Source organism: Ruegeria sp. BF6 (assembly GCF_056538665.1).
The window spans coordinates 66550-93103 of sequence record NZ_JBQFTN010000009.1 but is presented as its reverse complement, the minus strand read 5'-3'; the positions used below and the strand labels follow the sequence as shown (position 1 = coordinate 93103).

The window sequence follows — 26554 nt, the reverse complement described above, 5'->3', positions numbered from 1 at the left end:
CACGTCAGAAGTTTCGGTCTGAGTACTTTGTGAATCCCGCGTTTTGCGCTATTCTGGCCCCGAGCAGTAATCAGGAATTTCGGAATGCGTAAATGCACAAGTGGCGTCATTGCCGCTGCATTATGGGCATCCATTGTGCAGGCGGAATCCCTCAATTCGGCGGATGGGTCTCAGACCTTTCAGCTGGCCTCGGCCGATCTGACAGTATCGTTACGACCGGTTCTGCGGCCCTCAGCGATGGAGTATCGGGTGTCAACCGAAGGAAACGCGCGGTTTCAGGCGTGGCTGGGGGCGTTTCGGGAACGGGCGCTTGAACAGGACATCTCCGCCGCAACGCTGGATCGGGCGCTGGCCGGGCTGACCTATGACAAGAAGATCATCGAACGCGACCGCGATCAGGCTGAATTCTCGAAACCGATCTGGGAGTATCTGGATTCTGCCGTCTCGGATACGCGCGTCTCCAACGGCCGGGCAGGGCTTGAGCGTCACCACGCAATCCTGACCCGGATCGAGGCGCAATATGGCGTCGAGAAAGAGGTGGTCACCGCGATCTGGGGCCTTGAGACCGCGTTCGGCACGTTCCAGGGCAGTGACCATACCATCCGATCACTGGCGACGCTGGCCTTTGACGCACGGCGGTCGCAGTTCTTTGAAACCCAGCTGATTGCTGCGTTGCAGATCATTCAGGCCGGGGATGTCAGCCCCGGTGACATGGTTGGCAGTTGGGCGGGTGCGATGGGGCACACGCAGTTCATGCCGACCTCATACCTGGATCACGCGGTGGATTTTGACGGCGACGGGCGGCGGGATATCTGGTCGGATGACCCCACCGACGCGCTGGCCTCGGCCGCCGCCTATCTGGCGCGGCACGGCTGGACCAAGGGGCAACCCTGGGGGGTTGAGGTGCACCTGCCCGAAGGGTTCGACTATGCCATCGCCAAACGGGACTACACCCAGATGCCATCTGACTGGGCCGCGCGTGGGGTAGTCGGGCGCGACGGCAACCCGGTCCCGGATCACGGGCAAGCCGCCATCCTTTTGCCCGCCGGAGGGCAGGGAGTGGCGCTGATGATCTTCGACAATTTCGGGGTGATCGAGACCTACAACGGCGCCGACGCTTATGTGATCGGCATCGGCCATCTGTCCGACCGTCTGGCCGGACGCAACCCGTTTCAGGCCGACTGGCCCCGCAGCGACCGGGCGCTGAGCTTTTCCGAGAAAAAGGAACTGCAATCCCGCCTGACCGAGGCCGGGTTCGATACGCAGGGCATCGACGGGCGTACCGGGCCAAATACGACCGACGCGGTGCGGGCTTATCAACTGGCACAGGGGTTGTTGCCGGATGGATATGCGAGTCTCAGACTGTTGGAGCGGTTGCGGTAAGGACGCAGCAAAGGCCCTGACCTTTGACAACGTTCCGGCGTATTAGTTGCAGAAGGTTGGTCGAGTTGGCCAATCTCTTGTTACTTCCTGCCACGGATATTGTGTCGGTTCTTACCGGTCCCAAGTGTGCTTCAAATTGATGAGGCCGCTCCATGATTGATGACGAACCGAAGCCAGCACAATATTACGATGATCGCAGCATCTGGACCCTAGACCCAACATCCGCAGACAAAGAAGTCTACGATGTCTTCGCGACCAACGTGGTCCACCTGGTACAGCTTCTCGACGAAAAGGAACCTCTTATGTCGAGGGACGTTTACGCAAGGCTTTTTGCGTCCTTGCTGGACTTGTCCAGAGTTTTGGGAGAGTACGAAGACAGTTGGAGCCGGAGCTACGAAACGCGGTAAACCGGTACCTGCCGAAAAAGTGAACCCGAAGGACACCGGCAAAAAAGCCGGTGTCATCAGGCGGTCCTTACGTATTCCAGGCGCTTTCTTATGCCGCCGCCTTCATCAGCCCTTGGGCGATGATCTCGGCCTGCGCCTCGTCCAGCGACTTGCGGATACGCACGAACATCTCGTCGATATCCGCAGGCGTCAGAACCAGCGGCGGTGAGATGATCATCCGGTCGCCCACATGGCGCATGATCAGGTTGTTGGCAAAGCAACGGTCGCGGCAGATATAGCCGATGGTGCCGGGCTCGGACGCGAACTTGGCACGGCTGACCTTGTCCGGGGTCAGTGCGATCGAGGCCATCATGCCGACAATCTTGGCCTCACCCACCAGCGGGTGATCGACCAGCGCCTCCCACTTCTCTTTCAGATAGGGCGCGGCCACGTCGCGGACGTGATCGACGATTTTTTCTTCTTCGAGGATACGCAGGTTTTCCAGCGCCACGGCGGCGGCGACGGGGTGGCCGGAATAGGTGTAGCCGTGGTTGAACTCGGTGCCGCCGATAACTTCGGCAATCTCGTCGTTGACGATGGACCCACCGATGGGCGCATAGCCCGAGCTGAGCCCTTTGGCGATAGTCATGATATGCGGTTTGATGCCAACGGTTTGCGAACCGAACCAGTTGCCGGTGCGGCCAAAGCCGCAGATCACCTCATCGGCGACCAGCAGAATATCGTATTTGTCGCAGATGCGCTGAACCTCGGGCCAGTAGGTGTCGGGTGCCACGATCACACCGCCCGCGCCCTGAACGGGTTCGGCGATGAAGGCAGCGACGCGATCCTCGCCCAGCTCCAGAATGGCCTCTTCCAGCTCACGCGCGCGGGCCAGACCGAAATCCTCGGGCGTCATGTCGCCGCCCTCGGCCCACCAGTTCGGCTGGTTGATGTGATGGATGTTCGGGATCGGAATGCCGCCTTGCGCATGCATCCCGGCCATACCGCCCAACGAGGCCGAGCCCACGGACGAGCCGTGATAGGCATTCTTGCGGCTGATGATGATGTTTTTGTCGGGTTGGCCTTTCTCGGCCCAATAGGTGCGCACCAAACGGATATTGGTATCGTTGGCCTCTGACCCGCCCGCAGCAAAGAACACATGGTTCAAATCGCCCGGTGCCAGTTCGGCCAGTTTCCTGGCCAGTGCAATGGCTGGCACGTGGGTCGTTTTGAAAAAGGTGTTATAGTACGGCAGTTCACGCATTTGGCGGGCGGCGACCTCGGCCAGCTCATCCCGACCATAGCCGATATTGACGCACCAAAGGCCAGCCATGGCGTCCAGAATCTCTTCACCCTCGCTGTCGGTCAGATAGACGCCATTGGCGCGGGTGATGACGCGCGCGCCTTCTCGGCCAAGCGACCCATTGGCCGAAAACGGGTGTATGTGGTGGGCGGCGTCCAGCGCCTGCAACTCAGCGGTGGGCATGTGATTGGTGATGGTGGACATCCGGAAATCTCCTGCAAAAGCGGTTGCCATTCACAATATGATCAAATTTTTTCCTGTCAATCGAATCGACTGTGTCTAGCCGTCGGTCAGGGAGTCCGCCATCAGCTCCATCCCCTGTTCGATGTCCTGAGCGGTGGCTTTTGCCGCCCCGTCGACATCTTTGGCGCGCAGGGCGGCGATGATGTCCTTATGCCGGTCCGGTAAGCTTTGAGTGCCAAACCGTCCGCAAACCACGCGCAGAGACGGCCCGAATCTGAGCCAGAGCCGTTCGGCCAAGTCACGTAGAATCGGAGCATCCGCATAGGAATAAAGCGTCTCGTGGAAAGTGTGGTTCAGATGCAAATAGCCGCTGACATCTCCATCCGCGATCATGCGGTCCAGCCGCCGGTCGATATGCTCCAGATGGTCGATATCGGCGCCGCTCATATTCACGGTCGCGCGTTTGGAAAGCTCTGATTCTATTGACAGTCTAGCGAAAATCATCTGCTCGACATCACCCGCGGACAACAGCGGGACACTGACCCGTCGGTTGCCCTGAAACACCAGTGCACCGTCGGAAATCAGGCGGCGGATCGCCTCGCGAACGGGGGTCATGCCAACCTCCAGAGAATCAGTCAGCCCCTGAATCGTGACGGGCTGTCCGGGTACCAATTCACCGAACATGATCTGAGCCTTGAGGGTTTGATACACCTGCTCATGCGCGGGCCGTTTTTCGGCCTCTGTTTTGGAGCTCGACGCTTTATTTTTGATCAAATCCAATTAGTTTGCCCTGTTTCCAATGATGCTGACTTGCCAGATGCCTGACCTTTTGAAACCATACGCGGGATCGGGGGAAAACGCAAAACTTGATCAAATCCAAAAAAACGGGAAAATACCCGTACACTTTCAGGGAGAAAAAAATGTCAATCAAAACGCTGACGATGACCGCAGTCATCGCATTGGGGACTTCGGCGGCCTTCGCCGAAGAGGTGCGCGTTTACAACTGGTCCGACTATATTGATGAAGACCTTCTGAAGAAGTTCGAGGAAGAGACCGGCCTGACGCTGATCTACGACGTCTATGACAGTAATGAGGTTCTAGAGACCAAAATACTGGCTGGCGGATCAGGGTACGACGTCGTGGTGCCAACCGGCAGTTTTATGGGGCGTCAGATCGAAGCCGGGGCCTACCAGGAGCTGGATCAAGCCAAGCTTTCGAATATCGGAAACGCGTGGGATGTCATTGCCGAGCGCGTGGCGCAATTCGACCCGGGCAACAAGCATTCAGTCAATTACATGTGGGGGACGACCGGACTTGGCGTCAATGTCGACAAGGTCAAGGAAGTTCTGGGCGAGGATGCACCGCTGGACTCGATGGAATTGATCTTTAACCCGGAAAATATGGAAAAGCTCGCGTCTTGTGGCGTGCATTTTCTGGATGCCCCCGACGAGATGGTGCCTGCCGCAATGATTTATGCGGGCGTTGATCCGAACTCGTCAGAGAAGGACGATATCGCAAAGGCCGAAGAGGTTTTTGCAGCCGTTCGTCCCTACGTAACGAAGTTCCACAGTTCAGAATATATCAACGCGTTGGCGAATGGCGACATTTGTGTTGCCGTTGGTTTCTCGGGCGATGTTCTGCAAGCGCGCGACCGGGCTGCAGAGGCTGAAAACGGTGTTGATATTGCCTACAACGCGTTCAAGGAAGGATCGCAGATGTGGTTCGACCAAATGGCTGTGCCGGTCGATGCCCCCAACCCGGATGGTGCGCACAAGTTCATAGACTTTATGCTTGATGCTCAGAACATGGCCGCCGCGTCGAATTATGTGTACTACGCCAATGGTAACAAGGCTTCTCAGGAATTTCTGGCGGAAGACGTGATCGGTGATCCGGCGATTTACCCCTCTCCTGAAGCTATGGATAACACCTATGTCAAAGGGCCTTACCCTCAGAAAGTTCAGCGCGTCGTGACGCGCATGTGGACCAAGATCAAATCGGGCACCTGATCCGGTTTTGCGCAAGGCGGCCTGGCCGCCTTGCATCCTTTTACAGAATGTCGAACGGGGGCCGTTTTGAACTCTGACGTCTTTGAGCCGTGGAATGATCCACAGGCGAAACCTTTGATCCAGTTCCGGAATGTCACCAAACGGTTTGGAGACTTCACGGCCATCGACAACCTGTCTCTGGACATTTTCGAGCGCGAGTTCTTTGCGCTGCTGGGGCCTTCGGGCTGCGGCAAGACCACCATGATGCGGATGCTGGCCGGGTTCGAGAAACCCACCGAAGGGCATATCTTGCTGGGTGGTCAGGACATCGACCCGATCCCGCCGAATAAACGGGCGGTGAACATGATGTTCCAGTCTTATGCGTTGTTTCCGCATCTCAGCATTTGGGACAACATCGCTTTTGGCCTGCGCCGGGACAACATGCCCAAGCATGACCTTGAGGATCGAGTCGAAGAGATGCTGCGCCTGACCCGGTTGGAGCAATTCGCACGCCGCAAGCCGCACCAGATCTCGGGCGGGCAACGTCAGCGGGTGGCGCTGGCGCGGTCTCTGGCCAAGGCGCCCAAGCTGCTGCTGCTGGACGAACCGCTGGGCGCGCTGGACAAGAAATTGCGGCAGGACACTCAGTTCGAACTGATGGATATTCAGGAAAAGACCGGCACCACCTTTGTGATCGTGACCCACGATCAGGAAGAGGCGATGACGGTCGCCAGCCGCGTTGCGGTGATGGATCAGGGCAGGCTGATGCAGGTGGCAACGCCGGATCGCATCTATGAGAACCCGAACTCGGTCTATGTCGCGGATTTTATCGGCGATGTGAACATCATCGAAGGCCGGGCCTCGGCCAATGGCGAAGATACCTATCAGATCGACTGGGCCGAGGGGCAGTCGCCCTTGACGGCGACCTCGGCCAACGGGTTTTCGCAGGGACAGACCTGTCACCTTGCGATCCGGCCTGAAAAGGTGACGATCTCGGCAGACCGCCCGGCGGATGCGATCAATGCGGTGCAGGGCAAGGTGCACGACATCGCCTATCTGGGCAATCTCTCCACCTATCACGTTGAACTGCCGAACGGCACGATTATCAAGGCGCAGACGGCCAACACTCGCCGTATCTCGCGCCGGTCGTTTACATGGGAAGACCCGGTTTGGCTGTCCTGGACAGCAACCGCCGCGGTTTTGCTGGCAAGCTGATGCGCCGCGCGTTTCTGATTGCCGTTCCGTATGTCTGGCTGCTGGCGCTGTTTCTGGTGCCGTTTTTCATCGTCCTGAAAATCTCGCTGTCGGATACCGAACTGGCGATCCCGCCTTACACGCCGACGCTGGACCTGTCGCAGGGTTGGGCCGGGATCAAGGATTTCTTCAGCCAGTTGGACTTTGAGAATTTCGTCTGGCTGACCGAAGATGATCTGTATTGGAAGGCCTATCTCTCCAGCGTCAAAATCGCGGTCATTTCTACTTTTCTGACGCTGCTGGTGGGCTATCCCATCGCCTATGGTATGGCCCGCGCGCCCGCAGAATGGCGCCCTTCGCTGATGATGCTGGTAATCCTGCCTTTCTGGACCTCGTTCCTGATCCGGGTTTATGCGTGGATGGGTATCCTGTCGAACGAAGGCTACCTGAACCAGTTGCTGCTGTGGACGGGTATCATCTCAACTCCGCTGACCATTCTGAACACCAATACGGCTGTCTATATCGGCATCGTTTATACCTATCTGCCGTTCATGATCCTGCCGATCTATTCGTCTCTGGAACGGATGGATGAATCCCTGATCGAGGCCGCCGAGGATCTGGGTTGTTCCCGCCTGCAAGCCTTCTGGCTGGTGACCATCCCACTGTCGCGCCCCGGTATCATCGCCGGGTGTTTTCTGGTGATGATCCCGGTGATAGGCGAGTTCGTGATCCCGTCGCTGCTGGGCGGCTCGGGCACATTGATGATCGGTAAAGTGCTGTGGGAGGAGTTCTTCTCGAATCGTGACTGGCCGGTCGCCAGTGCAGTGGCGGTGGTGCTGTTGCTGATCCTTGTGATCCCGATCGTGCTGTTTCAGCGCAACCAGCAGAAACAGGCGGAGGCAGACCGATGAACAGGATGAGTTGGTTCAACACGGTTTCGCTGACCCTGGGGTTTGCATTCCTTTATATCCCGATGATCATCCTGATCATCTTCAGCTTCAACGAAAGCAAACTGGTGACGGTCTGGGCCGGGTTTTCGACCAAATGGTATGCATCGGTCGTGCAGAACGAAGCGTTTCTGGACGCCGCTTGGGTAACCGTACGTGTTGCGGTGTTCTCATCGACGCTGGCCACCATTCTGGGTACCGCGGCGGCTTATGTGCTGGTTCGCGGCGGTCGGTTCTTTGGCCGCACGCTGTTTTCCGGCATGATCTACGCGCCGCTGGTGATGCCCGAGGTGATCACCGGCCTGTCGCTGCTGCTGCTGTTCATCGGCATTGGGTTGGACCGGGGCATCCTGACCATCGTTCTGGCGCATACGACCTTTTCGATGTGTTTCGTTTCCGTGGTCGTCTCCTCGCGTCTAGTGACATTCGATCAATCGCTGGAAGAGGCCGCGTTGGATCTGGGCTGCTCGCCTGCGCAGGCGTTTCGTCTGGTGACCTTGCCGATCATCGCCCCTGCGGTGATCTCGGGCTGGTTGCTGGCCTTTACCCTGTCGCTGGACGATCTGGTGATTGCCTCCTTCACATCGGGGCCGTCTGCGACGACCTTGCCGATCAAGATCTTCTCGGCCGTGCGCCTGGGCGTCAGCCCCGAGATCAATGCGCTGTCCACGATCATGATCGGGATTGTGACGGTGGGGGTCATCACCGCGTCACTGATCACGAAACGGGCGATGGTGCGGCAAAAGCAGGATGAAATGGCCGCAGCGCGCACTGAATGAAACGGCTGTTTCCCGACTATACCTACGGTCCCGGCCCCCGGACCAACTGCTGGTGGGATGAAACGATTGCCAGCCCCGAATGGCCGGTCGTGCAGGGCGACCAGAATGCGGATGTTGCTATTGTCGGCGGCGGCTTCACAGGCCTCTCGGCGGCGCTGCATCTGGCCGAGGCCGGAGTGTCGGTTGCCGTGCTTGAGGCCAAAACACCGGGCTGGGGCGCATCCGGGCGCAATGGTGGGTTCTGTTGTTTGGGCGGATCAAAGCTGAGCCATCACGCGATGATCCGCCAGTTTGGAGAGACTGCCACAAGCAACTATGCCCAGGCCGAAGCAGACGCTGTTCCCCTGGTCACCGACCTGCTTGGGACGCATTGCATCGACGCCGATGTGCATTCACGGGGTGAGACCCAACTGGCCCATACCCCACGCGCGATGGACAAGCTGCGACGGCAGGCTGAGGCGTCCGGCACGCTACATGAACCGGGTGATCTGCGGGGGCTTGGCTTTGGCGGCAAGTTCCACGGCGGCTACACCAACCCTGTCGGATTTGCGCTGAACCCCAGAAAGTACCTCTTCGGATTGGCGCAGGCGGCACGATTGCGCGGCGCTGATCTGTTCCAACAAAGCGCCGCGCAAACCGTCCGTAAAACGAAATCCGGCTTCGAGGTTCAGACCGATTCAGGCCGGATCAGGGCGCAAAACGTGCTGATCTGCACCAACGGTTACTCCAGCGAGGACATCCCATCTTGGATGGCAGGCCGGTACATGCCTGCGCAGTCCACTGTACTGGTGACCCGTCCCTTGTCCGAGGCCGAATTGCAGGCGCAGGGCTGGACCTCGGACCAGATGGCCTATGACACACGCCAACTGCTGCACTATTTCCGCCTGATGCCCGACCGAAGGTTTCTGTTCGGAATGCGCGGAGGATTGCTGTCATCACCGCGGGCAGAAGCTGCCATCAGGCGCAAGGTCATAAGGAATTTCAGGAAGATGTTTCCGGGTTGGTCGGGTGTTGACGTAACCCATATGTGGTCAGGCATGGTCTGCCTCTCGCGGGGTCTAACGCCTTATGTCGGGCCTGTGGACGGCCAGCCGGGGCTGTTCGCCGGGTTTGCCTATCATGGAAACGGGGTGGCGATGGGCACCTATTGCGGGCGTGCGCTGGCCCAGATGGTATTGGAGCAGGGTGCCGAACTCCCGGAGCCTATTGCACGTGCGCCGCAACGGTTTCCGCTGGGGCGCTGGCGTCGTGCGTTGCTGCCACCAGCCTATGCGGTGATGGCGCTTGCAGATTGGTGACGGTTAGAGCGTTGCCAGCTCCAGCTCTAACCCTTTCTCGTAATCGCCCGCACCGTTTTCGATACGCCACAGGCAATAGGCGGCCATGCGCCACGCGAACCAGCGGCGAAGCCGTTGATACCGATCCACTGTATCTGTATGGCCATAGGCAGACAGGAACCGACGCTCTTCCGCCTGAGTCAGAGCCGCGCCCCGGTACAGATACTGCATCGCCGGGGACAAGAATAAAGCCAGGTCCTCACACGGGTCACCCTGCGCTGGGCATTGCCAGTCGATAAGTGTCAGACCGGAAGGTGCGGTCAGAATATTCCCGGCCACGGGGTCACCGTGAATCAGGCACGTGCGTGCGGTAGGCGGTACCTGCTCCTTGGGCTTTAACTCTTCTAAAAGAACCCGCGTCTTCGAAATGCAAACACCAAGAATTCTCTGCCCGTGCCGCGCCAAATCCGCGCTGCCATTACAGCCTTTCGGCGCCTGAACGTGCAGGTCGAGCGTATGGAGCTTGCGCAACAACTCCCCTACCTCAGCCGACCCCTCGCGCCAGGGTGAGCCCGGCGCGTGATCGTAGAACACCCATCGGCCATGATTATGTTGACCGGCCGAGCGCAGGCGCGGAACAAAACCGGTGGGCTCCAAGGCGGTCAAGCACAGCGCCTCCAGCTCGGCATCGTTGCGGAACAGCGGGTTGCGCGGTCCGGCGCGATACAGTTTCAGCACCTTACCGCCGTTTTCTTCCAGCACCTTCCAGACCTGGTTGGTGCGCCCGCCATACAATGTCTGAAACTGCGCATCCGCTGCAACCAGGCCCTGAACGCGCAGGTCATCAACAAGATCCAACGGAGGGGTAATTGGGTCAGACAGAGGGGTCACCGGTACAAAAGCGAGTCGTAGTTGCACAGGTGTGGCCTGTCGCGCCCTGCAGATCAAGTTCCGGTTCGGACTGCTGTCACCATTCCCACCGGTACCACCTGACCGCTTTCCAGCGTCAGCAAGACAGTATCGTCCCCGACCTGTGCCTCAACCACCTGATTGTAGGCTGCGACGGGTTGGGTCGACAGCAATTCATCCCCGTCATAGCTTTCCAGTGTTGCCGTATAGCTGCCCGCCGGCAAGGGGTTGCCGTCACTCTTTGTGCCAGCCCACGTATAGTCGGTTTGTGTTACTGGTACGGAAATCCGCTCAATCTCGGTGCCGTTGCTGTCACGGATGACCATGACCGCGCCATCAGCCGCCTCTGCAGATTGCGCGGACAGGGCCACAGGTTCACCGTCGAAGTGAAACGCCGCAGTGGTCCGGACGTTCATACCGACCCAATTGGCCAACTCCTCCAGCTTGATGCCGCCTAGCGACAGCACCAACTCTGAGAGCGCCTCGTTGGTTTGCACCTGCTGCTCGACCATCGAAAACTGTGCAAGCTGCGACGCATATTCGCTGGAATCCATCGGCTCCAGCGGGTCCTGATTCTGCGCCTGGGTGGTCATCAGCAACAGGAACGTATCAAAGTCGGATGCCACGGATGCAGCTTGTGAATTGGATGCCGTCTGCGCGGGCGTGTTGGTCTGTGTCGTCGATTGCGTTGGGGTGATCATGGTTAAAGCCTCATATCGATCCGCCCGTCGGGGGCGATGTGTGGGCGTGCCGGGCCGACTTCGGCGACGTGCTCAGGTTGAGGGGCCGAGATCTCGGTGCCCGCACCACCGTCAGAATCATCGTGTTTCGCATCGGCAGATGTACCCAGATCAAAGGACAAGTTGCCCATACCGAAATTCCGGAATTCGCCCTCAAGAACCGAGAGGTGGCGCCGCATCATGTCCAGCGTCTCGGGGCGTTCCGCAGTGATCGTCAGGTGCAGGCCTTCGTCGCGGCCATTCAAAACGATCGAAACGCGCCCCAGTTCCTCGGGGTTCAGCGCAACCTCGATTGCGCCGGAATGCAGCCTTACGTTGATGGCGGTTGCCATCTGAGATGCGATGGCGCGCGCTGTTTCCGCGCGGGCGATGGCTGTCATCGCCTGAACCGCTGGCCCCGAGTCGCGTGTGACTGATAAAGTCGGGGCCTCTCTGGCGGCCTGTATGTCTTCGATCTCGGGAACCGGCTGCGTTGTGGCCTGAATGCTGGCTGTGTCGGATGCCAGAAGCTGCGTTTGCACTAAAGACCGCGCGCGATCGGGTGTATTTGGATGTTTCGGCATCGGTCCGGGAGTGAGCGGCGCCTGCAGTACGTTCCGAACCGGGTCTGCAATTGCCGACAGAAACGGCGTCTCTCTTGAGTGAGAGTCCGCGATGATCGGACCCGTCGGTAGGCTCTGCGGTTTAAGGACGTTTTCATGTGGCCGCCTCGGTTGGTCGGCTCCTGAGACCAAAGCCTGAAAGGCCGGCGGTACCGAACGCTGCACTGGGTTTTCGGATGTTCGAAGGGTTTCTACCCCCGGGAAATCCGGTTGCTTGTCCCCGGTCGATTCAGCATCAGCCGTGGCGACCGGAGGTGTGAAAGTGGGCTCTTTTGGAGGCGATTCCAAAACCGGAATTGGAACGACCTCCGTTGCAACAGGGTGTGTTTCGACAGGGGGCTGGTCATCCGCAGCAACAGCAATGTCTGTGGCCTGATTCTCTTCCGAGACGATCTCCAGCTCTGCCGCCGCATCCGGATCCTGAACCAGAATGTCAGCCGATTCAGCGTCACCGGACTGCGGGCCGATGTCCTGATCCATCACCGTTTGAAAGGACATGCCGCCTTTGGATTCGCGTGCCTCATGCGGGGTGGCATCTGGTTTCGTGGCGGCGGTTGGTGAGGACATCGCCGCTGAAAGAGGGTTGGGCATTTTGCTCCGGCTCCTTTTGTGTAACCGAAAATCTGCCCGCAGGAAGTTACGTTTATTTTAACCGCTTTCGCCTTTGATCGAGAAAGTTCGATGCAAATTTCGGAGAAAGCAATGAAGGTTTCTGCGACCCCACCCGCCCCGCAACCGCCGACAACATCCCAGAAAGTTCAGGCCGCCGCCGTCGAGTTGGAGGCGGCGTTTCTCGCAGAAATGCTCAAGGCGACCGGAATGGGCAAAGCGCGCCAATCCTTCGGCGGTGGCGCAGGGGAAGACCAGTTTTCCTCTTTCCTTGTGCAGCATCAGGCGCGCGCCTTGGCCGAATCCGGTGGCGTCGGCCTGTCCGAAATACTGATCCAGTCAATGATGGAGAAAACCAATGCCGACCAAAGCTGATGCCGATCTGATCAAGTCCTTGGAAGAAGTACTAGACCTTGAGCGTAACGCGCTTGTGGATGGTGATCTGGACTGGCTGAATCACATGGCGCCGGAAAAGGAAAAGCTTATCGGGGCGATCAATGAGCTTCGGGTTTTTGACAGTGCCGAGTTGATTCGCCTGCAAGGAAAAGTGGAACGCAATCAGGCTCTGCTGAACAGCGCGGCAGAGGGGATTCGCGCCGTCGCCAGCCGCATGGCTGAATTGCGTCGCGTGCGGCAGGAGTTCAGCACCTATGGCGCTGACGGCCAGCGCAACGGATACACCGTGCGTCACCATGCGAAGCTGGAAAAACGGGCATAGCGACGGGTTTGATTCAAATCCGAATTTTCTGGCTTGGGCGCTTTAGCACTCCGTTAGGGGATCAGGGGCAAAGGTGGTCGGGCACCTGAAATCAGCAGGTGGCGCGAACAGCCCGGCGGCGGATCGCACTGATCAGAAAGACGTCAAAGCCCGCGGATGATGCGGGGTAAGCATGGGCGTAAAAGGCCCGAACGGAAAAGGAAGAAAGCTATGTCCAGCATTCTGACCAACAATGGCGCAATGGTTGCGCTGCAAACTTTGAAATCGGTCAACAAGAACCTGGCACAAACCCAGAACGCGATCTCGACCGGCAAGGACGTTGCAACTGCCAAAGACAACTCAGCCGTCTGGGCGATCTCCAAGGTCATGGAATCCGACGTTAATGGATTCAACGCGATCAAGGACAGCCTGGCGCTGGGTGAATCGACCGTTGCAGTGGCCCGGAATGCCGCTGAAACAGTGACCGATCTGCTGACCCAGATGAAAGGTAAGATCGTCGCGGCACAGGAAGACAACGTGGATCGTGGCAAGATCAATGACGACGTGACCGCTCTGAAAGATCAGATCAACTCGGTTGTTAGTGCGGCGCAGTTCAACGGCCTGAATCTGGTGGACGGGTCTTCAGGTTCCGCTTCGATTCTGGCCTCGCTCGATCGTGACAACACAGGCGCGGTGACCGCTTCGTCGATCTCTGTGGCTGGTCAGAACCTGTCGACTGGCGGTTATACGGCGGCTCAGGTGTTTGACGGTTCGACAGGCGCCTCGACCGGCAACGACCGAGTGGGCGCGACCATCGACAACGGGGCAACCTCGGCAACTGCGCTGGTGACAGATGAATCCAGCGGCGCTTTTGCTGCGGGTGACAAGGTTGTTGTCGCAATTAACAATCAGGTCGTTTCATATACCGTCTCGGCTGCGGACGCTGCTGCGACAACCACAGGTGACCTTGTCGCTGTGGGCCTGAAGGCAAAGATCGACGAACTGGGCATCACCGGTTTGACCGTTGATTACGACTCGGGCACTCCAGGCACGCTGTCGGTCGCCAACGCAACTGGCAATGACGTCTCATTCTCGGCTCAGTATGTGAACGCAGGTTCGGGCGGTCTGGGCGCGTTGACCGGCATTGACGTTTCGACCGGCGCTGGCGCAACCGCGGCTATGGCAACGATTGAAACCCTGATTGACACCTCGATTGACGCTTCGGCTGCATTCGGTTCGTCGCAGGGCCGGATCGAGACCCAGAAAGAGTTCATCTCAAACCTGGCTGACTCGTTCAAATCCGGTATCGGTTCGCTTGTTGATGCCGACATGGAAGAGACCTCGGCCCGTCTGCAGGCCCTGCAGGTTCAGCAGCAGTTGGCCACCCAGTCGCTGTCGATCGCCAACCAGGCGCCGCAGTCCATCCTGTCTCTGTTCCGTTAACCTTCGGAACCCGGCTGGGGCGTGGAAATGCGCCCCGGCCCTGATCGCCAAAAGACGGACTATTGGAAGGATTTCAAGTGACACCGCACACTCTTGCACAGCGAGCCTATGCGCAGACCTCCGCGCCCACACGCACACCGCGCGACACCGAATACGAGGCGATTTCAAAGATCACGCACCGGCTCAAGGCTGCCGCAGCCCGGCAAAAATCGGATTTTGGCGGGTTCGTTCAGGCACTGCACGAAAATCGCCGTCTTTGGACCGTTCTGGCCAGCGGTGTCACGGATTCAGACAATGCCTTGCCCAACGAGTTGCGGGCCCGGATTTTCTATCTGGCCGAGTTCACCGAGCAGCACAGCAGCCAGGTTCTGGGCAACAAGGCGACGGTGGAACCTCTGCTTGAGATCAACATGGCCGTGCTGCGCGGCCTTCGGCAAATGGGGGCTACCTGATGGGCGGGCTGGTTCTGAAACTCGCACCAAAAGAGAGGGTGCTGATCAACGGTGTGGTTGTTGAAAACGGGGATCGTCGCTGCCGGTTCTCGATCATGACGCCCGATGCAAACGTCTTGCGCTTGCGGGACGCCATCCACCCGGATGAGGTAAACACCCCGGTCAGGCGGGTCTGTTACGCCGCGCAGCTTGTGTTGTCCGGCGATGCAGAGCCTGATCGCGCCCGTCAGCAGCTGCTGCGCCGTGTCGAAGAGCTGAGCCAGGTCTTCACCGACGCGGACAGCCGCCGCGTTCTGTCAGAGGCGACCGAGGCCCTGTTGGCCGAGCAATACTACAAGTGTCTGAAATCGCTGCGCGCATTGTTGCCGCGCGAAGAACGCTTGATGGCGTATCAGCAATGACATTCCAGCCTGTCATTCCTACGGGCGGTTTGGTGGGCTGGCGGTTTCTGCAGCGCACCTACGAGGCGCAGCTCGACAGCTTCTCCTCGTCATCCGTCAACGAGAGGGAGAGGCAGTATTTTCTGGAAAATATCGGCAAGGTGCAAACGGCTGAGGATCTAGTGTCGGACCGTCGTTTGCTGCAGGTCGCACTGGGCGCTTTCGGTTTGGAGGCCGACATAAACAACCGGTACTTCATTCAAAAAGTGCTGTCCGATGGCACCACCGCCGATGATGCGCTGTCAAACCGGCTGTCGGACGGCAGGTATCGGGAGTTTTCCGAAGCATTCGGTCTTGGGCCGGGGGAAATACGCCGGACGGGGTTGGTGACCTTCATGGAGGACATTGCACGCGACAACGACGTATCTCGGTTCGAAATCGCGGTGGGTGAGTCCGACGAAACCATGCGGATTGCGCTGTATGCGCAGCACGCTCTGGTCGATCTGGCCGGGCAAAGCGGAAGTGCGGACACCAAGTGGTTCGATCTGATGAGTCTGCCGCCGCTGCGCAGCATGATGGAAACAGCGCTTGGCCTGCCGTCCAGCTTTGCCCAGCTGGATATCGACCGGCAGCTTAAGGTGTTCAAAGACCGGCTGTCGGATGTGACCGGGTCGGATGATCTGTCGCAGTTTACGGATGAGACGGCGGTGGCGCAGCTGACCGACCGGTATCTTGCCCGCAGCCAGATTGCACAGTTGCAGAGCACGATTTCACCCGCTCAAACCGCGTTGATCCTGCTTGGGGCGTGACGGCGAAAAAGGGTCCGGCACCTAACCCGGTCGGTCTTCGTCCGATCGCAATGCCCGTCCAAAAATACGCTAGCTGCTCAAAACCGCATCTGCTGAGGTTCTCAGGGCAAAGGATGTGACCGGCTGGGACACGTTGTGCAGTTTGACTTCCCCCAGCGGCAACGCATTGGCACAAGCCGGCTGAATATCGGCCGAGACGACAATACGGTGACCGACCTTTTTGCCATATTCTCCCAATCGGGCCGCCACGTTTGCGGCCTGTCCGATGACGGTGAAATCCAGCCGTTCGCGTGATCCGACATTGCCATAGGTGACCCGACCATAGGCGACACCGATCGAGCAATCGCAATGAGTGTCAGACCCGGATAGGCGCAGCTCGCCCAGTTTTTCGACAATTTCGATGGCTGAGCGCTGGGCATTCCAACGCGCCGAATCCGAGTCGTCTCCGGCCGGGAACACCGCCAGCACAGCGTCGCCGATAAATTTGAGGACTTCTCCGCCATTGTCATGCACGATGCCAGACACGGTCTCAAAAAACTCGTTCAACAGGTTGATATAGGCGGCGCGGCCGAGCTGCTCCTCCAGACTCGTGGAATTGCGCAGGTCGCAGAACATGATTGCGGCGTCGATCTCGTCTCCGTCCCCGCGCCGGATTTCACCCCCCAGAACGCGCGCGCCTGAGCGTTTGCCCACGTAAGTCTCCAGCAGAACCTGCGCATTTTCGCGCTGCATGAAGACCTCGTAAAACCGGGCAATGACCGAGGAGCACTCGAACACCAGCCCCAGATTTTCGGTGGTGAACCCTTCCGGATGGTCGCAAGTCAGGGTCAGAACGTTGGTTCGCCCGTCCGAGAACGGTAACGGCATGGCGACGTAATCGGTTGCCCCCTTAGCGCGCAAGTCTTCCATGATCGGAAAGCTGTTTTGCGGGTTTTCGTCGTTCAGCCGCTGGCGTACCCCGCCCAGCCCGTTCGACACGTGGCGCAGGGGGCTGTTGATATAGGCCGGATGGTCGTGGATTTCATAGGTGGGCACATTGGTCGAAATCTCGGCCTCGCCCTTTTCCCAGATATAGTGTTTGCCTGCGATCAGCGGATGCAGCGACCAGGCCAGAATGCTGAGCCGCTGGATGGCGATCCCGTGTTCCAGCATTTTCTCAGCCAGGGCTTTAGTGAATGCTTCAGGGGTTTGGTTCTCGGACGCGCCGCGCATCAGCCAATCGATCAGTGGGCCACTGATATTGCCATCCTCGGGGTCGCGCAGATTGTTCTCGCCCAGATCGATCCGCGTATAGGCTTCGGGCATGAAGCCGATATGGCCCTGAATGGCTGTGCTTTCGGGCAGGGCGTCTTCGTAAGCCCAGACGGAATTGGCCAGACGTTGACCATCCAATATGACATCGTGATAGGTCGCGGTTCCTTTGAAGGGGCAGAAGGTTTGCAATTCGGTTTCGTCGCCAAGATTGATGCAGACGTCATCGCGCGGAATATAGATCGTCGCCGGCAGTCGCGTTTCATACATGACTTTGGCGTTGGTGCTTTCGGCCAAAAGGGTGTCATCGCGGTAAATCGCAACCCGCCCGGTCAGCTCTTCGACCGAGATGCCGTAACCTTTGGTCTTTGGGGTGGTGTGCACATTCATCATCAGACTCCCTGACGCGAGTCTTTATAGGATGGGGCTTTGGCGGTTGCATTCCAAGGGGTGTCACCGGCTTTTTACCGCACGTGCCCTGTGCGAGGCCGCCGTATCAGACCATTTGAATCACGTCTTTTTCGATCGACAGCATATAGCCCTTTTTGGCGATATTCTTGACCAGCAACTCGCTGACTATCTGGTTGCCCAAGGCATCGCGCAGCCGTTTGATCCGGGTGGCGCCTGCTGCCTCGTCACATTCCGAGGCGTCCTTGCCGGAAATCATCGCCTCGATCTGCACGCCCGAGAGGACCTCGTCATCCAGACGGGATTCAGCCAGCACAGACAGAGTTTCCATCGCCGCCGGGGTCAGTTTGAAATCCATATTGTTCAGGTAGACGGTGTTTTCCTCGCGGCTGATCAGCAATGAGGTCACCTGAATACCGGTGCGCTCGATCTGGGCCATGCGCCGGTTCAGCAACACCAGCATCACCAGAAACACCAGCGCCGTCACCAGCATGGCGGAGGCAAAGACCAGCAATACGAAGATCACCATCCGATAGCTGGACAGCGTGTCGGCAAAGGCGGTGCCGGATTGCGCCAGAATCTCAAGCAGGCGGATTTCCGTCTGCGAGGTCAGGTCGCTTTCGATGAACAACCGCTCGACTCGCGCGTTGAAGGCGTTGGCATCGGGCAGTGTCCAGAACAGGAAGATCGCCGCCGTCACCAAAATCAACACGATCGCCGCGATGCCCGCGCCGACCAATCTGACACCGGATCGGCGGGCCTCAGTAACGGAGATAGAATTGTCCGGCATTTGCCTTCCTTTTATCCAATCCTTCCGGTCCGAACACGGACATGACGTTCAGCAGGGTCCACCCTGAGCCCTTGAGGCGCTGGGCGACTTCACGTTTTGCCTGCCCCTTGTCGCAGACCGAAACCTGCATGACGCCATAGTGCAGGCGTAGCGGATTGTCCCGTTTGGCCTTGTAATCAGCATAACAATCGGCCGCCGCGGCAGCAGAGCCAAGCGATATCAGGGCCAGCAGGGCCAGAGAAGAGAGGATATGTTTCATAGGCCGCATCCTGCGCATGGGTCGGTGCGATATTCAATAACCCAAGGGGTTTGGCTGGCCTGATATCGGATAACAGGGGGCCGTTATTGCTTGTCTGGGCAGGGAGGACCCAGTGTCAGGGCATCGAGCACATGGCCCGCCACCGGGCCCCTGAGACTACTGAAGGACAAGCACCATGCATAAGAAGTTCATAGCCCTGATTGTGGCCTCTGCGGTTGCCATCACCGGAATTTCGGCGTCGCAGGCGCGGGCAGCCGATGTCGAAGATATCCTGGGTGGATTGGCGGCCATCGCACTGCTTGGTGTCGCGGTAAAGCACTTCAACGACGAAAACAAAAAAAAGAACACCGTTACGAATAACTACAATCACATATATAAGGCACCCCAAAACCACGTGCACACAAAGCCAAAACACAGGCCGCATAATGTGCGCCCGCTGCCGGAACGGGTTGCGCGCTATAGCTTGCCGCAACGATGCTTGCGCACCTTCCATGGGTTCTCGCCCGATCAACCGCTGTTGGGCAAGAACTGCCTGAGCAAGCATTACAAATACAGCAATAGCCTGCCGGACCAGTGCAAGGTCAGGTTCTGGAATGGCAAAAAGGTCAAGCGGGCGTACCACCCAGGCTGCCTGCGTCAGAACGGATACCGGGTGAGTTACAAGTAACGATTTTCGAGCAGGAGCGGCGCCACAGAAGCGCCGTGCAGGGAGAGGGTGGCGCAAGCTGCCCTCTCTTTTTTCTTGCGATTAGCGGTGAAACGCGGTTTTCCGGGGGACATGACGAAACCAGATTATGAAATTGAAAAAGCCGCCGCGAGGCAAGGGTATCTTCGGATCGCAGGCGTGGATGAGGTGGGCCGCGGGCCGCTGGCCGGTCCGGTGGTGGCGGCCGCTGTGATCCTGAACCCTGAAGACATCCCCGAAGGGTTGAACGATTCCAAAAAGCTGACTGCCAAGCGCCGCGCCGCGCTGGAGGCCACCTTGCGCGACCGAGCCGAGATCGCGGTGGCTGAGGCCACGGTGGCAGAGATCGACGAACACAACATCTTGCGCGCCTCGCACTTGGCGATGGAACGCGCGGTCGCGACATTGGACCCGCCGCCGGATTACCTGCTGATCGATGGGAACCTGATACCGCACGGGTTAACGATTCCAGCGCAGGCGGTGGTGAAAGGTGATGCGCATTCGGTGTCGATCGCAGCTGCTTCGATTGTCGCAAAAAATTGGCGCGATCAACTGATGGTGGATTTGGCGCAACAGCATCCGGGCTATGGATGGGAGACAAACGCAGGTTATCCGTCGAAACAACACAAGGACGCACTGCAAAATCTTGGTGTGACCCCACACCATAGACGTTCGTTCAAGCCGGTCCACAATATCTTGTATCAAGAGTAAATTGTAAGTTGCTGATTCAAAAAAGAAATTGACGGCGAATCGTCTTTGACTCATCCTTGTCTCAACCAAATGAGCGCAAAAGCGCCGTGGATACTTGAGGCAGTAAAATGACAACAACCACCAAAAAGGGCGCAAAAGCGCTCCCTTTAAACACGATTCTTTCCGGGGACTGCATCGATGTGATGAACAGTCTGCCCGAGGCGTCGGTGGACCTGATCTTTGCGGATCCGCCCTATAACCTGCAGCTGAAAGGCCAGTTGCATCGCCCCGATAACAGCCAGGTAGACGCGGTCGATGATCACTGGGATCAGTTCAGCAGCTTTGGCGCGTATGACCAGTTCACCCGCGAGTGGTTGAAAGCGGCGCATCGTCTGCTCAAGCCGAATGGTGCGATCTGGGTTATCGGCTCATACCACAACATCTTCCGTGTGGGTTCGGCCTTACAGGATGCGGGCTACTGGATTTTGAATGACGTCGTGTGGCGCAAGTCGAACCCGATGCCGAATTTCCGCGGTAAGAGATTCACCAATGCGCATGAGACGATGATCTGGGCGTCGAAGCGCGAAGGTGCGAAGTACACGTTCAACTACGAAGCGTTGAAGGCGCTGAACGAAGGTGTTCAGATGCGCAGCGACTGGGTGCTGCCGATCTGCACCGGGCATGAACGCCTGAAGGATGAAAACGGCGACAAGGCGCATCCGACGCAGAAGCCGGAGTCGCTGCTGCATCGCGTGTTGATTGGTTCGACCAATCCGGGCGATGTTATTCTGGACCCGTTCTTTGGCACCGGGACAACAGGCGCCGTTGCCAAGATGCTGGGCCGGGAATTCATCGGGATCGAGCGCGAGGAAAGCTATCGCAAAGTGGCTGCAAAACGCATCTCCAAGGTCCGCAAATTCGACCGCGAGGCGCTGGAAGTCAGCGCCAGCAAACGCGCCGAGCCGCGCGTCCCCTTTGGCCAACTGGTCGAACGCGGGATGCTGCGCCCGGGCGAGGAGCTTTATTCGATGAACCAGCGCCACAAGGCAAAGGTCCGCGCCGATGGCACGCTGGTGGGCGACAACGTCAAGGGCTCGATCCATCAGGTTGGTGCGCATCTCGAGAATGCTCCGTCCTGCAACGGCTGGACCTACTGGTGTTTTAAGCGCGACGGCAAGACAGTACCGATCGACGTTCTGCGCCAGCAAATCCGGGCCGAGATGAATTGATTTCACCAATACCGCCGGTGCCTGTGGCCTGACACAAGGCACTAAGCCTTGCCCCGCCGATTTCGGCGGGGTCTTTTGTTTTCCGGGTGTCTGGTCTCAATCCGCGCCTGTTGTATCCTGCGGCACAGTGAAGGAGCCTCAGCGATGTCTGATACCATTGCCAGCCAATCCCGCTTTGACCGGTTCTTTGTGACCCGCCCGGACAGGTTTGATCTGGAGAACAAATACACGGAAGCCGCGCTGGAAAGGCACAAGCGCGAGGGGCTTGAGCTTGCCGTCCGCGCCCGTTGGATCGCGATGGGACTCACCGGTGTGCTGCTGATTTACCTCAATCCACAATGGGATGTGATGTGGTATCACTTCATCCTGCTGCTGATATGCGCAAACGGTTGGTTGATCCGTCGGGCGGGCCGTGTTGGGCAATCGCGGACCGAGTTGTTGCTAATTTTTGCAGACCTGCTGATCATGACCACGGCAATGATTGTGCCCAATCCGTTCAGCGACGATGTGCGGCCGCTGGCAATGCAGTACCGGTTCGATAACTTCCAGTATTTCTTCATCATTCTGGCGGCCGGAACGCTGGCGTATTCCTGGCGCACGGTGATTGCGATAGGATCATGGACAGCGGGGATGTGGACCGCAGGGTGGATCATCGCCTGGTGGGTTGCGATGCCGATGCCTGGGCTCAGCGAACGTGTGGCGGAGGCTTTGACCGGCTATCCGGATGTGGCTGAGTTGTTGGACCCCAACAGTTTCATGCCCACCCAACGCATCCAGGAAGTAGTCGTATTCATGATGGTTGCGGTGACGCTGGGCGTGTCGATGCGGCGGCTCAACCGGTTGCTGATGACAAATGCGGGGTTGGAGCGCGAAAGGGCGAACCTGTCGCGGTACTTCTCACCGAATGTTGTGGATGAACTCAGTCAGAATGACGAGCCGCTCAAGCAGGTGCGTAAGGAAGATATTGCGGTGCTGTTCATCGATATTGTGGGGTTCACCAAATATGCTGCCGGGCGCGATCCCTATGAGGTTATCGAGGTTCTGCGCGGTTTCCATGCCCGGATGGAGGCTGAGGTGTTTCGGCACCACGGTACGCTGGATAAATATCTGGGTGACGGGCTGATGGCGACCTTTGGAACTCCGGTGCCAACGCCATCGGATGCGAGCAACGCGGTGGCCTGTGCCCGGGCAATGGTTGCGGTGATCGACCGGTGGAACATTGAGCGCCGCCGGGCGGGAGAGCCCGAAATCAGCGTCGGGATCGGGGTCCATTTTGGTGCAGTGGTTCTGGGTGATATCGGGGCCAATCGGCTGGAATTTGCGGTGATCGGGGATGCGGTGAATGTGGCCGCCAAACTGGAAGCGCTGACCCGTGATTTTAAGGCGAAGGTGATCATCAGCGACTCGGTGCGGAGCCAGTTGCAGAAGGAAGGCGCCAGCGTGCCGGAGGTGATGGCCGGGTTTGCCGAACACGAAAACCAAGCGGTCCGGGGGGTGGAGAATCCGATGGACGTGTGGGTGATGGCAGAGTAGGCGCTCCCGCCGATCTCCCCTGCATCAGAGATTCAAGACGGATCGTTGGGCCGGGCAGCGCGCTGGCGCGCGCAGCGGTCAGGGTTGAGGTAAGGGGTTTTCTGCGCGGTTGTAGGGTGCCCAGTCGGCGACCTCGGGGTAGTGTTGGAGGCGCCAGGCTCGAACGCGGGGATTCATGACCCGGCGCCAGAGAGGCGGGATCATCGCGGCGACGGTCATCACTGGATAGCCGTAGGGCAGTTGCGGCGCGGCATCTTCGGAGTGGTGCTGCAGCAGCGGAAACCGGCGGTTCGGTTTGTAGTGGTGGTCCGAGTGCCGCTGCAGGTTGATCAGCAGCCAGTTCGACGCCTTCTGCGAGGCGTTCCAGGAATGGCGCGGCAGGACATGCTCGTATTTGCCCTGACCCAGATGTTTGCGGGTCAGACCGTAATGTTCGACATAGTTGACCAGTTCCAGCTGCCAGATCGCAGTACCCGCTTGAATCAGGAACAGGGCGAGTCCAGACAGGCCTCCGATCGCTAGGGCAAGGGCAAGCATCGCGCCTTGCAGAGCCCAATATCGCCAGAAGGGGTTGGAAGAGTCGGTCCAGTGGCGATCCTTGCGGGCCAGTTTTGCGCGCTCGGCACGGAAAGCAGAGACGAGGCATTGTTTCAGGACGCGGGGATAGAAGCGGTGGAAGCCTTCATTATAGCGCGCGGTAACCGGGTCGCGCGGGGTGCCGACATAGCGGTGATGAACCAGCAGGTGTTCGGAGCGAAAGTGCGAATACAGCACCATCGCAAGAAGGATATCGCCCAGCCAACGCTCGAGCCGACCCTTTTGGTGCATCAATTCGTGGCTGTAGTTGATACCAATTGTGCCCGAGATGGTGCCCATGCCGAAGAACAACCCGAACTTGGCCGGCGTGGACAGGTGGTCAGTATGGGTAGCGTACCAGATCAGCCCGTACAGGGTCAGGAACTGCAAAGGAACCCAAGCTTTAGTTAGCAGGATATACCAGCGCAGCGCGCGGTCTGGCGTGTCGGGGTCGGCGTTGCTCAGGTCAAGCCCGGTCAGGCGGTCCAGCACGGCAAAGGCCCACCATGTCGACATCGGGATAAGCAGGACCCACCAGCTGCCAGCCGTCGCCGTTGCCCAGATAATCGGGATCAACAGGAACGAGATCCAGAAGGGCAGGGCCGATTGCCAGCGAGACAGGGACTGGGTTGCGGTCATGGTGGGGCTCCGAACGATTGCGCATAGACTAGGCACAGTCCGACGGGGCGTTCAATGGGCTATCGGTTGCGCCACAGGTCGTGCGCCTTGCGCATTACGGTCGGCAGGTCGCCAGGGCGGAAGGCGTGCTTATCCAGTAGGATCAGGCCTTCGGGCGTGCGTCCGGCTGGCAGCGGAGCCGTCCAGATACGCAGGGTCAGGTGGAAATGTGTGAATGTGTGTCGCACCTCACCAGACAGCATTTGCCAATCCGCCTCAAACGGGGGCGTTTCCTCCGGTGTGTCAGACCAGCCCGAGCCGGGCCATCCCAGCATCCCGCCCAGTAACCCTTTGTCAGGGCGGCGTTCCAGCAGCACGGCGCCGTTGTCGCTTTGTGCGATATAGACATGACCGTACCGCGTGGGCTTGGGCTTTTTGGGTGACTTTTGTGGCAAGTCGGACTGCGTTCCAGCTGCGCGGGCCTGACAGGGATCGCGCAGCGGGCAAATACCACAGGCCGGAGATTTCGGCGTGCAGATCGTGGCCCCCAGATCCATCACCGCCTGCGCATAGTCCCCTGGCCGCGTGTCTGGCGTCAGCGCGGCGGCTTTTTCCCTGAGCAAGGGTTTCGAGCCGGGCAGGGGATCGTGGAGGTCGTAAAGGCGGGCCATGACCCGTTCGACATTGCCGTCCAGCACCGTCTCGGGCCGGTCGAAGGCAATCGCCGAAATGGCCGCGGCGGTATAGGGGCCGATGCCGGGCAGTTTCAGTAGCGCGTCATAGCTGTCGGGGAAGACACCACCGTGAACGTCGGTCAAAACCCGCGCGCATTTCAGCAGGTTGCGGGCGCGGGCGTAGTAGCCCAGCCCGGCCCATTCGCCCATGACTTGGTCGTCCGGGGCTGCGGCCAGTGCCTGAACCGTGGGCCAACGCGATGTGAATCGGTTGAAATAGTCGCGCACGGCGGCCACGGTTGTCTGCTGCAGCATCACTTCGGAAAGCCAGATGCGATAAGGGTCGGGTATCACCCCTGCGACCCGATCTGCCGGGCCGATGCGCCAGGGCATTTCGCGGGCGTGGCGGTCGTACCAGTCAAGCAGAGCACCGCTCAGGTCCTGTTGAATAGAGTCACGCAAGTTTTATCTATCTCCCTGTCGGGTTTCGCTGGCGCCCGGTGTCACGCCCTTTACAATAGCGGCGCAGGAGTTGGAAACCAGATGCAACGCAGACGTTCTTCGACCCGCGGGTTCAAACGCACCGCGACATTGCTGAACGGTCAGATTCGGCGCGCCGGGGAAAGCCGGGGCTTTGCTGTGTCGCGCCTGTTGACCCACTGGGCCGAAATCGTAGGTCAGGACCTGGCCTCTATCGCGCGACCCGTAAAGGTGGGCTATGGCAGGGAAGGGATCGGCGCGACGCTGACCGTTCTGACCACTGGCCCGCAGGCCCCGATGCTTGAGATGCAGAAGGAACAGCTGCGCGGCAAGGTGAACGCGGTGTACGGCTATAACGCCATCAGCCGAGTACGCATCACCCAGACCGCTCCGACCGGATTTGCCGAGGGGCAGGCCAGTTTCGACCATAAACCGAAACCGGCGAAACCCAAGATTGACCCAGAGATTGCAGCCGAGGCAGGCCGGACCGCACGCGACGTTCACGATGGTGATTTGCGCGCGGCCCTTGAACGTCTGGGCCGTAACGTTTTATCCAAGCAAAAACGCTGAGAAAGGGCTAAGAAATGAGCCGTATCGCAACTGGAATCTGCGCGGCGGTCGCCATCGCCGCAGGCGGCTATTGGCTGTCGCTGTCAAATTCCTCTCCGTCTTACCCGCTGGTCGGCAGTGCCGAGGCGCAAGAGGCTGATCTGGACACCTCGACCATCGTCGAGATGGTGCAGGGCGCCGAGGATGCGCCGGTCGAGATCATCGAATATGCGTCCTACACCTGCCCCCATTGCGCCACTTTCCATCTGGGCGCGTACAAGCAGATGAAGAAGGACTTCATCGACACCGGCAAGGTCAAATTCACCTACCGCGAGGTGTATTTCGATCGCTATGGCCTGTGGGCCTCGATGGTGGCGCGCTGTGGCGGCCCCGAAAAGTTCTTTGGCATTTCCGATCTGATCTTTGAAGGCCAGTCCGAGTGGGTCAAAGCCGGTGGCCCGGCCGAGATCGTGGACGAGCTGCGCAAGATCGGCCGCCTGGCCGGTATTGACAACGACCAGCTTGAGGCCTGCCTGCAGGACGGCACCCGCGCACAGACTCTGGTGGCCTGGTATCAGGAAAACGCCGAGCGGGACGGCATTCAGGCAACGCCTTCGTTCATCGTGAACGGCAAGAAGGTCGACAACATGTCCTATCCCGATTTCAAGAAGCTGATCGAAGAAGAACTGGGCAGCTAACTGCCTGCTGCGACCGGCTCAATTCGGGCCGGTCGC

At 58.9% G+C, this 26554-nt stretch carries 28 protein-coding genes; 18 read left to right on the top strand and 10 right to left on the bottom strand.

Annotated features, from left to right (window positions below; genetic code table 11):
- Positions 1 to 84: 84 nt before the first annotated feature.
- Positions 85 to 1383: a lytic murein transglycosylase gene (locus ACR0IM_RS17355; RefSeq protein WP_480682671.1), complete on the top strand. Its 1299-nt coding sequence runs from the start codon at positions 85 to 87 to the stop codon at positions 1381 to 1383.
- A 495-nt stretch (positions 1384 to 1878) separates the two neighbouring features.
- Here the strand turns inward: ACR0IM_RS17355 and ACR0IM_RS17350 are convergent, their stop codons facing one another.
- Together ACR0IM_RS17350 and ACR0IM_RS17345 are read right to left on the bottom strand one after the other, a co-directional pair.
- The gene (locus tag ACR0IM_RS17350; protein ID WP_480682669.1) at positions 1879 to 3276 is read right to left on the bottom strand and encodes an aspartate aminotransferase family protein; all 1398 of its coding nucleotides are present in this window, start codon (positions 3274 to 3276) and stop codon (positions 1879 to 1881) included.
- Between the two features lie 75 nt (positions 3277 to 3351).
- Positions 3352 to 4035, bottom strand: a complete 684-nt coding sequence (locus tag ACR0IM_RS17345; protein WP_480682668.1) for a GntR family transcriptional regulator — start codon at positions 4033 to 4035, stop codon at positions 3352 to 3354.
- A gap of 140 nt (positions 4036 to 4175) precedes the next feature.
- Here ACR0IM_RS17345 and ACR0IM_RS17340 point away from each other — a divergent pair, with 140 nt between their 5' ends.
- The 5 genes from ACR0IM_RS17340 to ACR0IM_RS17320 all read left to right on the top strand — a co-directional run bounded on the left by ACR0IM_RS17340 (position 4176) and on the right by ACR0IM_RS17320 (position 9458).
- Positions 4176 to 5261 carry a polyamine ABC transporter substrate-binding protein gene (locus ACR0IM_RS17340; RefSeq protein ID WP_480594119.1) on the top strand — a complete coding sequence of 362 codons (1086 nt, stop codon included), beginning with the start codon at positions 4176 to 4178 and terminating at the stop codon, positions 5259 to 5261.
- A gap of 66 nt (positions 5262 to 5327) precedes the next feature.
- On the top strand, positions 5328 to 6455 hold the full coding sequence (locus ACR0IM_RS17335; protein ID WP_480642527.1) for an ABC transporter ATP-binding protein: 1128 nt from the start codon (positions 5328 to 5330) through the stop codon (positions 6453 to 6455).
- Positions 6455 to 7345: an ABC transporter permease subunit gene (locus ACR0IM_RS17330; protein ID WP_480682697.1), complete on the top strand. Its 891-nt coding sequence runs from the start codon at positions 6455 to 6457 to the stop codon at positions 7343 to 7345. Before ACR0IM_RS17335 ends, ACR0IM_RS17330 begins: the two co-directional genes overlap by 1 nt.
- Positions 7342 to 8160, top strand: coding sequence for an ABC transporter permease (locus ACR0IM_RS17325; RefSeq protein ID WP_480594111.1), 819 nt, complete (start codon positions 7342 to 7344; stop codon positions 8158 to 8160). The genes ACR0IM_RS17330 and ACR0IM_RS17325 overlap by 4 nt, the downstream gene beginning before the upstream one ends.
- Positions 8157 to 9458 carry an NAD(P)/FAD-dependent oxidoreductase gene (locus ACR0IM_RS17320; RefSeq protein WP_480682667.1) on the top strand — a complete coding sequence of 434 codons (1302 nt, stop codon included), beginning with the start codon at positions 8157 to 8159 and terminating at the stop codon, positions 9456 to 9458. The genes ACR0IM_RS17325 and ACR0IM_RS17320 overlap by 4 nt, the downstream gene beginning before the upstream one ends.
- 3 nt (positions 9459 to 9461) lie before the next feature.
- Here ACR0IM_RS17320 and ACR0IM_RS17315 read toward each other — a convergent pair whose 3' ends face one another.
- From ACR0IM_RS17315 to ACR0IM_RS17305, 3 genes are read right to left on the bottom strand one after another with little or no spacing between them, the layout of a single operon-like run.
- Complete coding sequence (locus ACR0IM_RS17315) at positions 9462 to 10355, bottom strand: phosphotransferase family protein (protein WP_480682666.1); 894 nt, start codon at positions 10353 to 10355, stop codon at positions 9462 to 9464.
- A 26-nt stretch (positions 10356 to 10381) separates the two neighbouring features.
- Complete coding sequence (locus ACR0IM_RS17310; protein WP_480682665.1) at positions 10382 to 11047, bottom strand: flagellar hook capping FlgD N-terminal domain-containing protein; 666 nt, start codon at positions 11045 to 11047, stop codon at positions 10382 to 10384.
- Positions 11048 to 11049: 2 nt separating this feature from the next.
- Positions 11050 to 12279, bottom strand: coding sequence for a flagellar hook-length control protein FliK (locus tag ACR0IM_RS17305; RefSeq protein ID WP_480682664.1), 1230 nt, complete (start codon positions 12277 to 12279; stop codon positions 11050 to 11052).
- A 111-nt stretch (positions 12280 to 12390) separates the two neighbouring features.
- Between ACR0IM_RS17305 and ACR0IM_RS17300 the strand changes: the two genes are divergently transcribed.
- The 6 genes from ACR0IM_RS17300 to ACR0IM_RS17275 all read left to right on the top strand — a co-directional run bounded on the left by ACR0IM_RS17300 (position 12391) and on the right by ACR0IM_RS17275 (position 16078).
- A complete protein-coding gene (locus tag ACR0IM_RS17300) occupies positions 12391 to 12672 on the top strand; it encodes a rod-binding protein (RefSeq protein WP_480642521.1) in 282 nt (93 codons plus the stop codon).
- Positions 12656 to 13015 carry a flagellar biosynthesis protein FlgN gene (locus ACR0IM_RS17295; RefSeq protein WP_480682663.1) on the top strand — a complete coding sequence of 120 codons (360 nt, stop codon included), beginning with the start codon at positions 12656 to 12658 and terminating at the stop codon, positions 13013 to 13015. The genes ACR0IM_RS17300 and ACR0IM_RS17295 overlap by 17 nt, the downstream gene beginning before the upstream one ends.
- A gap of 210 nt (positions 13016 to 13225) precedes the next feature.
- Positions 13226 to 14437 (top strand): flagellin N-terminal helical domain-containing protein, encoded by a 1212-nt coding sequence (locus ACR0IM_RS17290; RefSeq protein ID WP_480682662.1) that lies wholly within the window; start codon positions 13226 to 13228, stop codon positions 14435 to 14437.
- A gap of 77 nt (positions 14438 to 14514) precedes the next feature.
- Complete coding sequence (gene flaF / locus ACR0IM_RS17285) at positions 14515 to 14889, top strand: flagellar biosynthesis regulator FlaF (RefSeq protein ID WP_480682661.1); 375 nt, start codon at positions 14515 to 14517, stop codon at positions 14887 to 14889.
- Positions 14889 to 15290 carry a flagellar biosynthesis repressor FlbT gene (gene flbT / locus ACR0IM_RS17280; protein ID WP_480594082.1) on the top strand — a complete coding sequence of 134 codons (402 nt, stop codon included), beginning with the start codon at positions 14889 to 14891 and terminating at the stop codon, positions 15288 to 15290. Before flaF ends, flbT begins: the two co-directional genes overlap by 1 nt.
- Complete coding sequence (locus ACR0IM_RS17275; RefSeq protein WP_480682660.1) at positions 15287 to 16078, top strand: DUF1217 domain-containing protein; 792 nt, start codon at positions 15287 to 15289, stop codon at positions 16076 to 16078. Before flbT ends, ACR0IM_RS17275 begins: the two co-directional genes overlap by 4 nt.
- A gap of 69 nt (positions 16079 to 16147) precedes the next feature.
- On the opposite strand, the gene ACR0IM_RS17270 is transcribed toward ACR0IM_RS17275, so the two are convergent.
- From ACR0IM_RS17270 to ACR0IM_RS17260, 3 genes are all read right to left on the bottom strand, one after another.
- Entirely contained in the window at positions 16148 to 17719 is a 1572-nt protein-coding gene (locus ACR0IM_RS17270) for a DUF427 domain-containing protein (RefSeq protein ID WP_480682696.1), read from the bottom strand.
- A 106-nt stretch (positions 17720 to 17825) separates the two neighbouring features.
- Positions 17826 to 18527 carry a winged helix-turn-helix domain-containing protein gene (locus ACR0IM_RS17265; RefSeq protein ID WP_480682659.1) on the bottom strand — a complete coding sequence of 234 codons (702 nt, stop codon included), beginning with the start codon at positions 18525 to 18527 and terminating at the stop codon, positions 17826 to 17828.
- Positions 18499 to 18786 carry a hypothetical protein gene (locus ACR0IM_RS17260; RefSeq protein ID WP_480682658.1) on the bottom strand — a complete coding sequence of 96 codons (288 nt, stop codon included), beginning with the start codon at positions 18784 to 18786 and terminating at the stop codon, positions 18499 to 18501. The genes ACR0IM_RS17265 and ACR0IM_RS17260 overlap by 29 nt, the downstream gene beginning before the upstream one ends.
- 175 nt (positions 18787 to 18961) lie before the next feature.
- Between ACR0IM_RS17260 and ACR0IM_RS17255 the strand changes: the two genes are divergently transcribed.
- From ACR0IM_RS17255 to ACR0IM_RS17240, 4 genes are all read left to right on the top strand, one after another.
- Positions 18962 to 19453, top strand: a complete 492-nt coding sequence (locus ACR0IM_RS17255; protein WP_480682657.1) for a hypothetical protein — start codon at positions 18962 to 18964, stop codon at positions 19451 to 19453.
- 111 nt (positions 19454 to 19564) lie between these two features.
- Complete coding sequence (locus ACR0IM_RS17250) at positions 19565 to 20182, top strand: ribonuclease HII (RefSeq protein ID WP_480682656.1); 618 nt, start codon at positions 19565 to 19567, stop codon at positions 20180 to 20182.
- Between the two features lie 107 nt (positions 20183 to 20289).
- Positions 20290 to 21390 carry a DNA methyltransferase gene (locus tag ACR0IM_RS17245; RefSeq protein ID WP_480682655.1) on the top strand — a complete coding sequence of 367 codons (1101 nt, stop codon included), beginning with the start codon at positions 20290 to 20292 and terminating at the stop codon, positions 21388 to 21390.
- Between the two features lie 144 nt (positions 21391 to 21534).
- Positions 21535 to 22923, top strand: a complete 1389-nt coding sequence (locus tag ACR0IM_RS17240; protein WP_480682654.1) for an adenylate/guanylate cyclase domain-containing protein — start codon at positions 21535 to 21537, stop codon at positions 22921 to 22923.
- Positions 22924 to 23001: 78 nt separating this feature from the next.
- Here ACR0IM_RS17240 and ACR0IM_RS17235 read toward each other — a convergent pair whose 3' ends face one another.
- A complete protein-coding gene (locus tag ACR0IM_RS17235; protein WP_480682653.1) occupies positions 23002 to 24138 on the bottom strand; it encodes an alkane 1-monooxygenase in 1137 nt (378 codons plus the stop codon).
- A gap of 59 nt (positions 24139 to 24197) precedes the next feature.
- Positions 24198 to 25253 carry an A/G-specific adenine glycosylase gene (gene mutY / locus ACR0IM_RS17230; RefSeq protein ID WP_480682652.1) on the bottom strand — a complete coding sequence of 352 codons (1056 nt, stop codon included), beginning with the start codon at positions 25251 to 25253 and terminating at the stop codon, positions 24198 to 24200.
- 81 nt (positions 25254 to 25334) lie between these two features.
- Between mutY and ACR0IM_RS17225 the strand changes: the two genes are divergently transcribed.
- Positions 25335 to 25841, top strand: a complete 507-nt coding sequence (locus ACR0IM_RS17225) for a DUF721 domain-containing protein (RefSeq protein WP_480594058.1) — start codon at positions 25335 to 25337, stop codon at positions 25839 to 25841.
- A 14-nt stretch (positions 25842 to 25855) separates the two neighbouring features.
- Positions 25856 to 26518: a DsbA family protein gene (locus ACR0IM_RS17220; RefSeq protein ID WP_480594055.1), complete on the top strand. Its 663-nt coding sequence runs from the start codon at positions 25856 to 25858 to the stop codon at positions 26516 to 26518.
- Positions 26519 to 26554: the final 36 nt, after the last annotated feature.

Bases quoted from the DNA above. Each gene is read 5' to 3' on its own strand.
- ACR0IM_RS17255 (WP_480682657.1), top strand. From the start codon at position 18,962: ATGCATAAGAAGTTCATAGCCCTGATTGTGGCCTCTGCGGTTGCCATC.
- flbT (WP_480594082.1), top strand. From the start codon at position 14,889: ATGGGCGGGCTGGTTCTGAAACTCGCACCAAAAGAGAGGGTGCTGATC.
- ACR0IM_RS17225 (WP_480594058.1), top strand. From the start codon at position 25,335: ATGCAACGCAGACGTTCTTCGACCCGCGGGTTCAAACGCACCGCGACA.
- ACR0IM_RS17305 (WP_480682664.1), bottom strand. From the start codon at position 12,279: ATGCCCAACCCTCTTTCAGCGGCGATGTCCTCACCAACCGCCGCCACG.
- ACR0IM_RS17265 (WP_480682659.1), bottom strand. From the start codon at position 18,527: ATGCCGGACAATTCTATCTCCGTTACTGAGGCCCGCCGATCCGGTGTC.
- ACR0IM_RS17240 (WP_480682654.1), top strand. From the start codon at position 21,535: ATGTCTGATACCATTGCCAGCCAATCCCGCTTTGACCGGTTCTTTGTG.
- ACR0IM_RS17350 (WP_480682669.1), bottom strand. From the start codon at position 3,276: ATGTCCACCATCACCAATCACATGCCCACCGCTGAGTTGCAGGCGCTG.
- ACR0IM_RS17245 (WP_480682655.1), top strand. From the start codon at position 20,290: ATGACAACAACCACCAAAAAGGGCGCAAAAGCGCTCCCTTTAAACACG.
- ACR0IM_RS17300 (WP_480642521.1), top strand. From the start codon at position 12,391: ATGAAGGTTTCTGCGACCCCACCCGCCCCGCAACCGCCGACAACATCC.
- ACR0IM_RS17320 (WP_480682667.1), top strand. From the start codon at position 8,157: ATGAAACGGCTGTTTCCCGACTATACCTACGGTCCCGGCCCCCGGACC.
- ACR0IM_RS17355 (WP_480682671.1), top strand. From the start codon at position 85: ATGCGTAAATGCACAAGTGGCGTCATTGCCGCTGCATTATGGGCATCC.
- ACR0IM_RS17270 (WP_480682696.1), bottom strand. From the start codon at position 17,719: ATGAATGTGCACACCACCCCAAAGACCAAAGGTTACGGCATCTCGGTC.
- ACR0IM_RS17220 (WP_480594055.1), top strand. From the start codon at position 25,856: ATGAGCCGTATCGCAACTGGAATCTGCGCGGCGGTCGCCATCGCCGCA.
- ACR0IM_RS17310 (WP_480682665.1), bottom strand. From the start codon at position 11,047: ATGATCACCCCAACGCAATCGACGACACAGACCAACACGCCCGCGCAG.
- ACR0IM_RS17340 (WP_480594119.1), top strand. From the start codon at position 4,176: ATGTCAATCAAAACGCTGACGATGACCGCAGTCATCGCATTGGGGACT.
- ACR0IM_RS17260 (WP_480682658.1), bottom strand. From the start codon at position 18,786: ATGAAACATATCCTCTCTTCTCTGGCCCTGCTGGCCCTGATATCGCTT.
- ACR0IM_RS17250 (WP_480682656.1), top strand. From the start codon at position 19,565: ATGACGAAACCAGATTATGAAATTGAAAAAGCCGCCGCGAGGCAAGGG.
- ACR0IM_RS17290 (WP_480682662.1), top strand. From the start codon at position 13,226: ATGTCCAGCATTCTGACCAACAATGGCGCAATGGTTGCGCTGCAAACT.
- ACR0IM_RS17275 (WP_480682660.1), top strand. From the start codon at position 15,287: ATGACATTCCAGCCTGTCATTCCTACGGGCGGTTTGGTGGGCTGGCGG.
- ACR0IM_RS17325 (WP_480594111.1), top strand. From the start codon at position 7,342: ATGAACAGGATGAGTTGGTTCAACACGGTTTCGCTGACCCTGGGGTTT.
- ACR0IM_RS17235 (WP_480682653.1), bottom strand. From the start codon at position 24,138: ATGACCGCAACCCAGTCCCTGTCTCGCTGGCAATCGGCCCTGCCCTTC.
- ACR0IM_RS17330 (WP_480682697.1), top strand. From the start codon at position 6,455: ATGCGCCGCGCGTTTCTGATTGCCGTTCCGTATGTCTGGCTGCTGGCG.
- ACR0IM_RS17295 (WP_480682663.1), top strand. From the start codon at position 12,656: ATGCCGACCAAAGCTGATGCCGATCTGATCAAGTCCTTGGAAGAAGTA.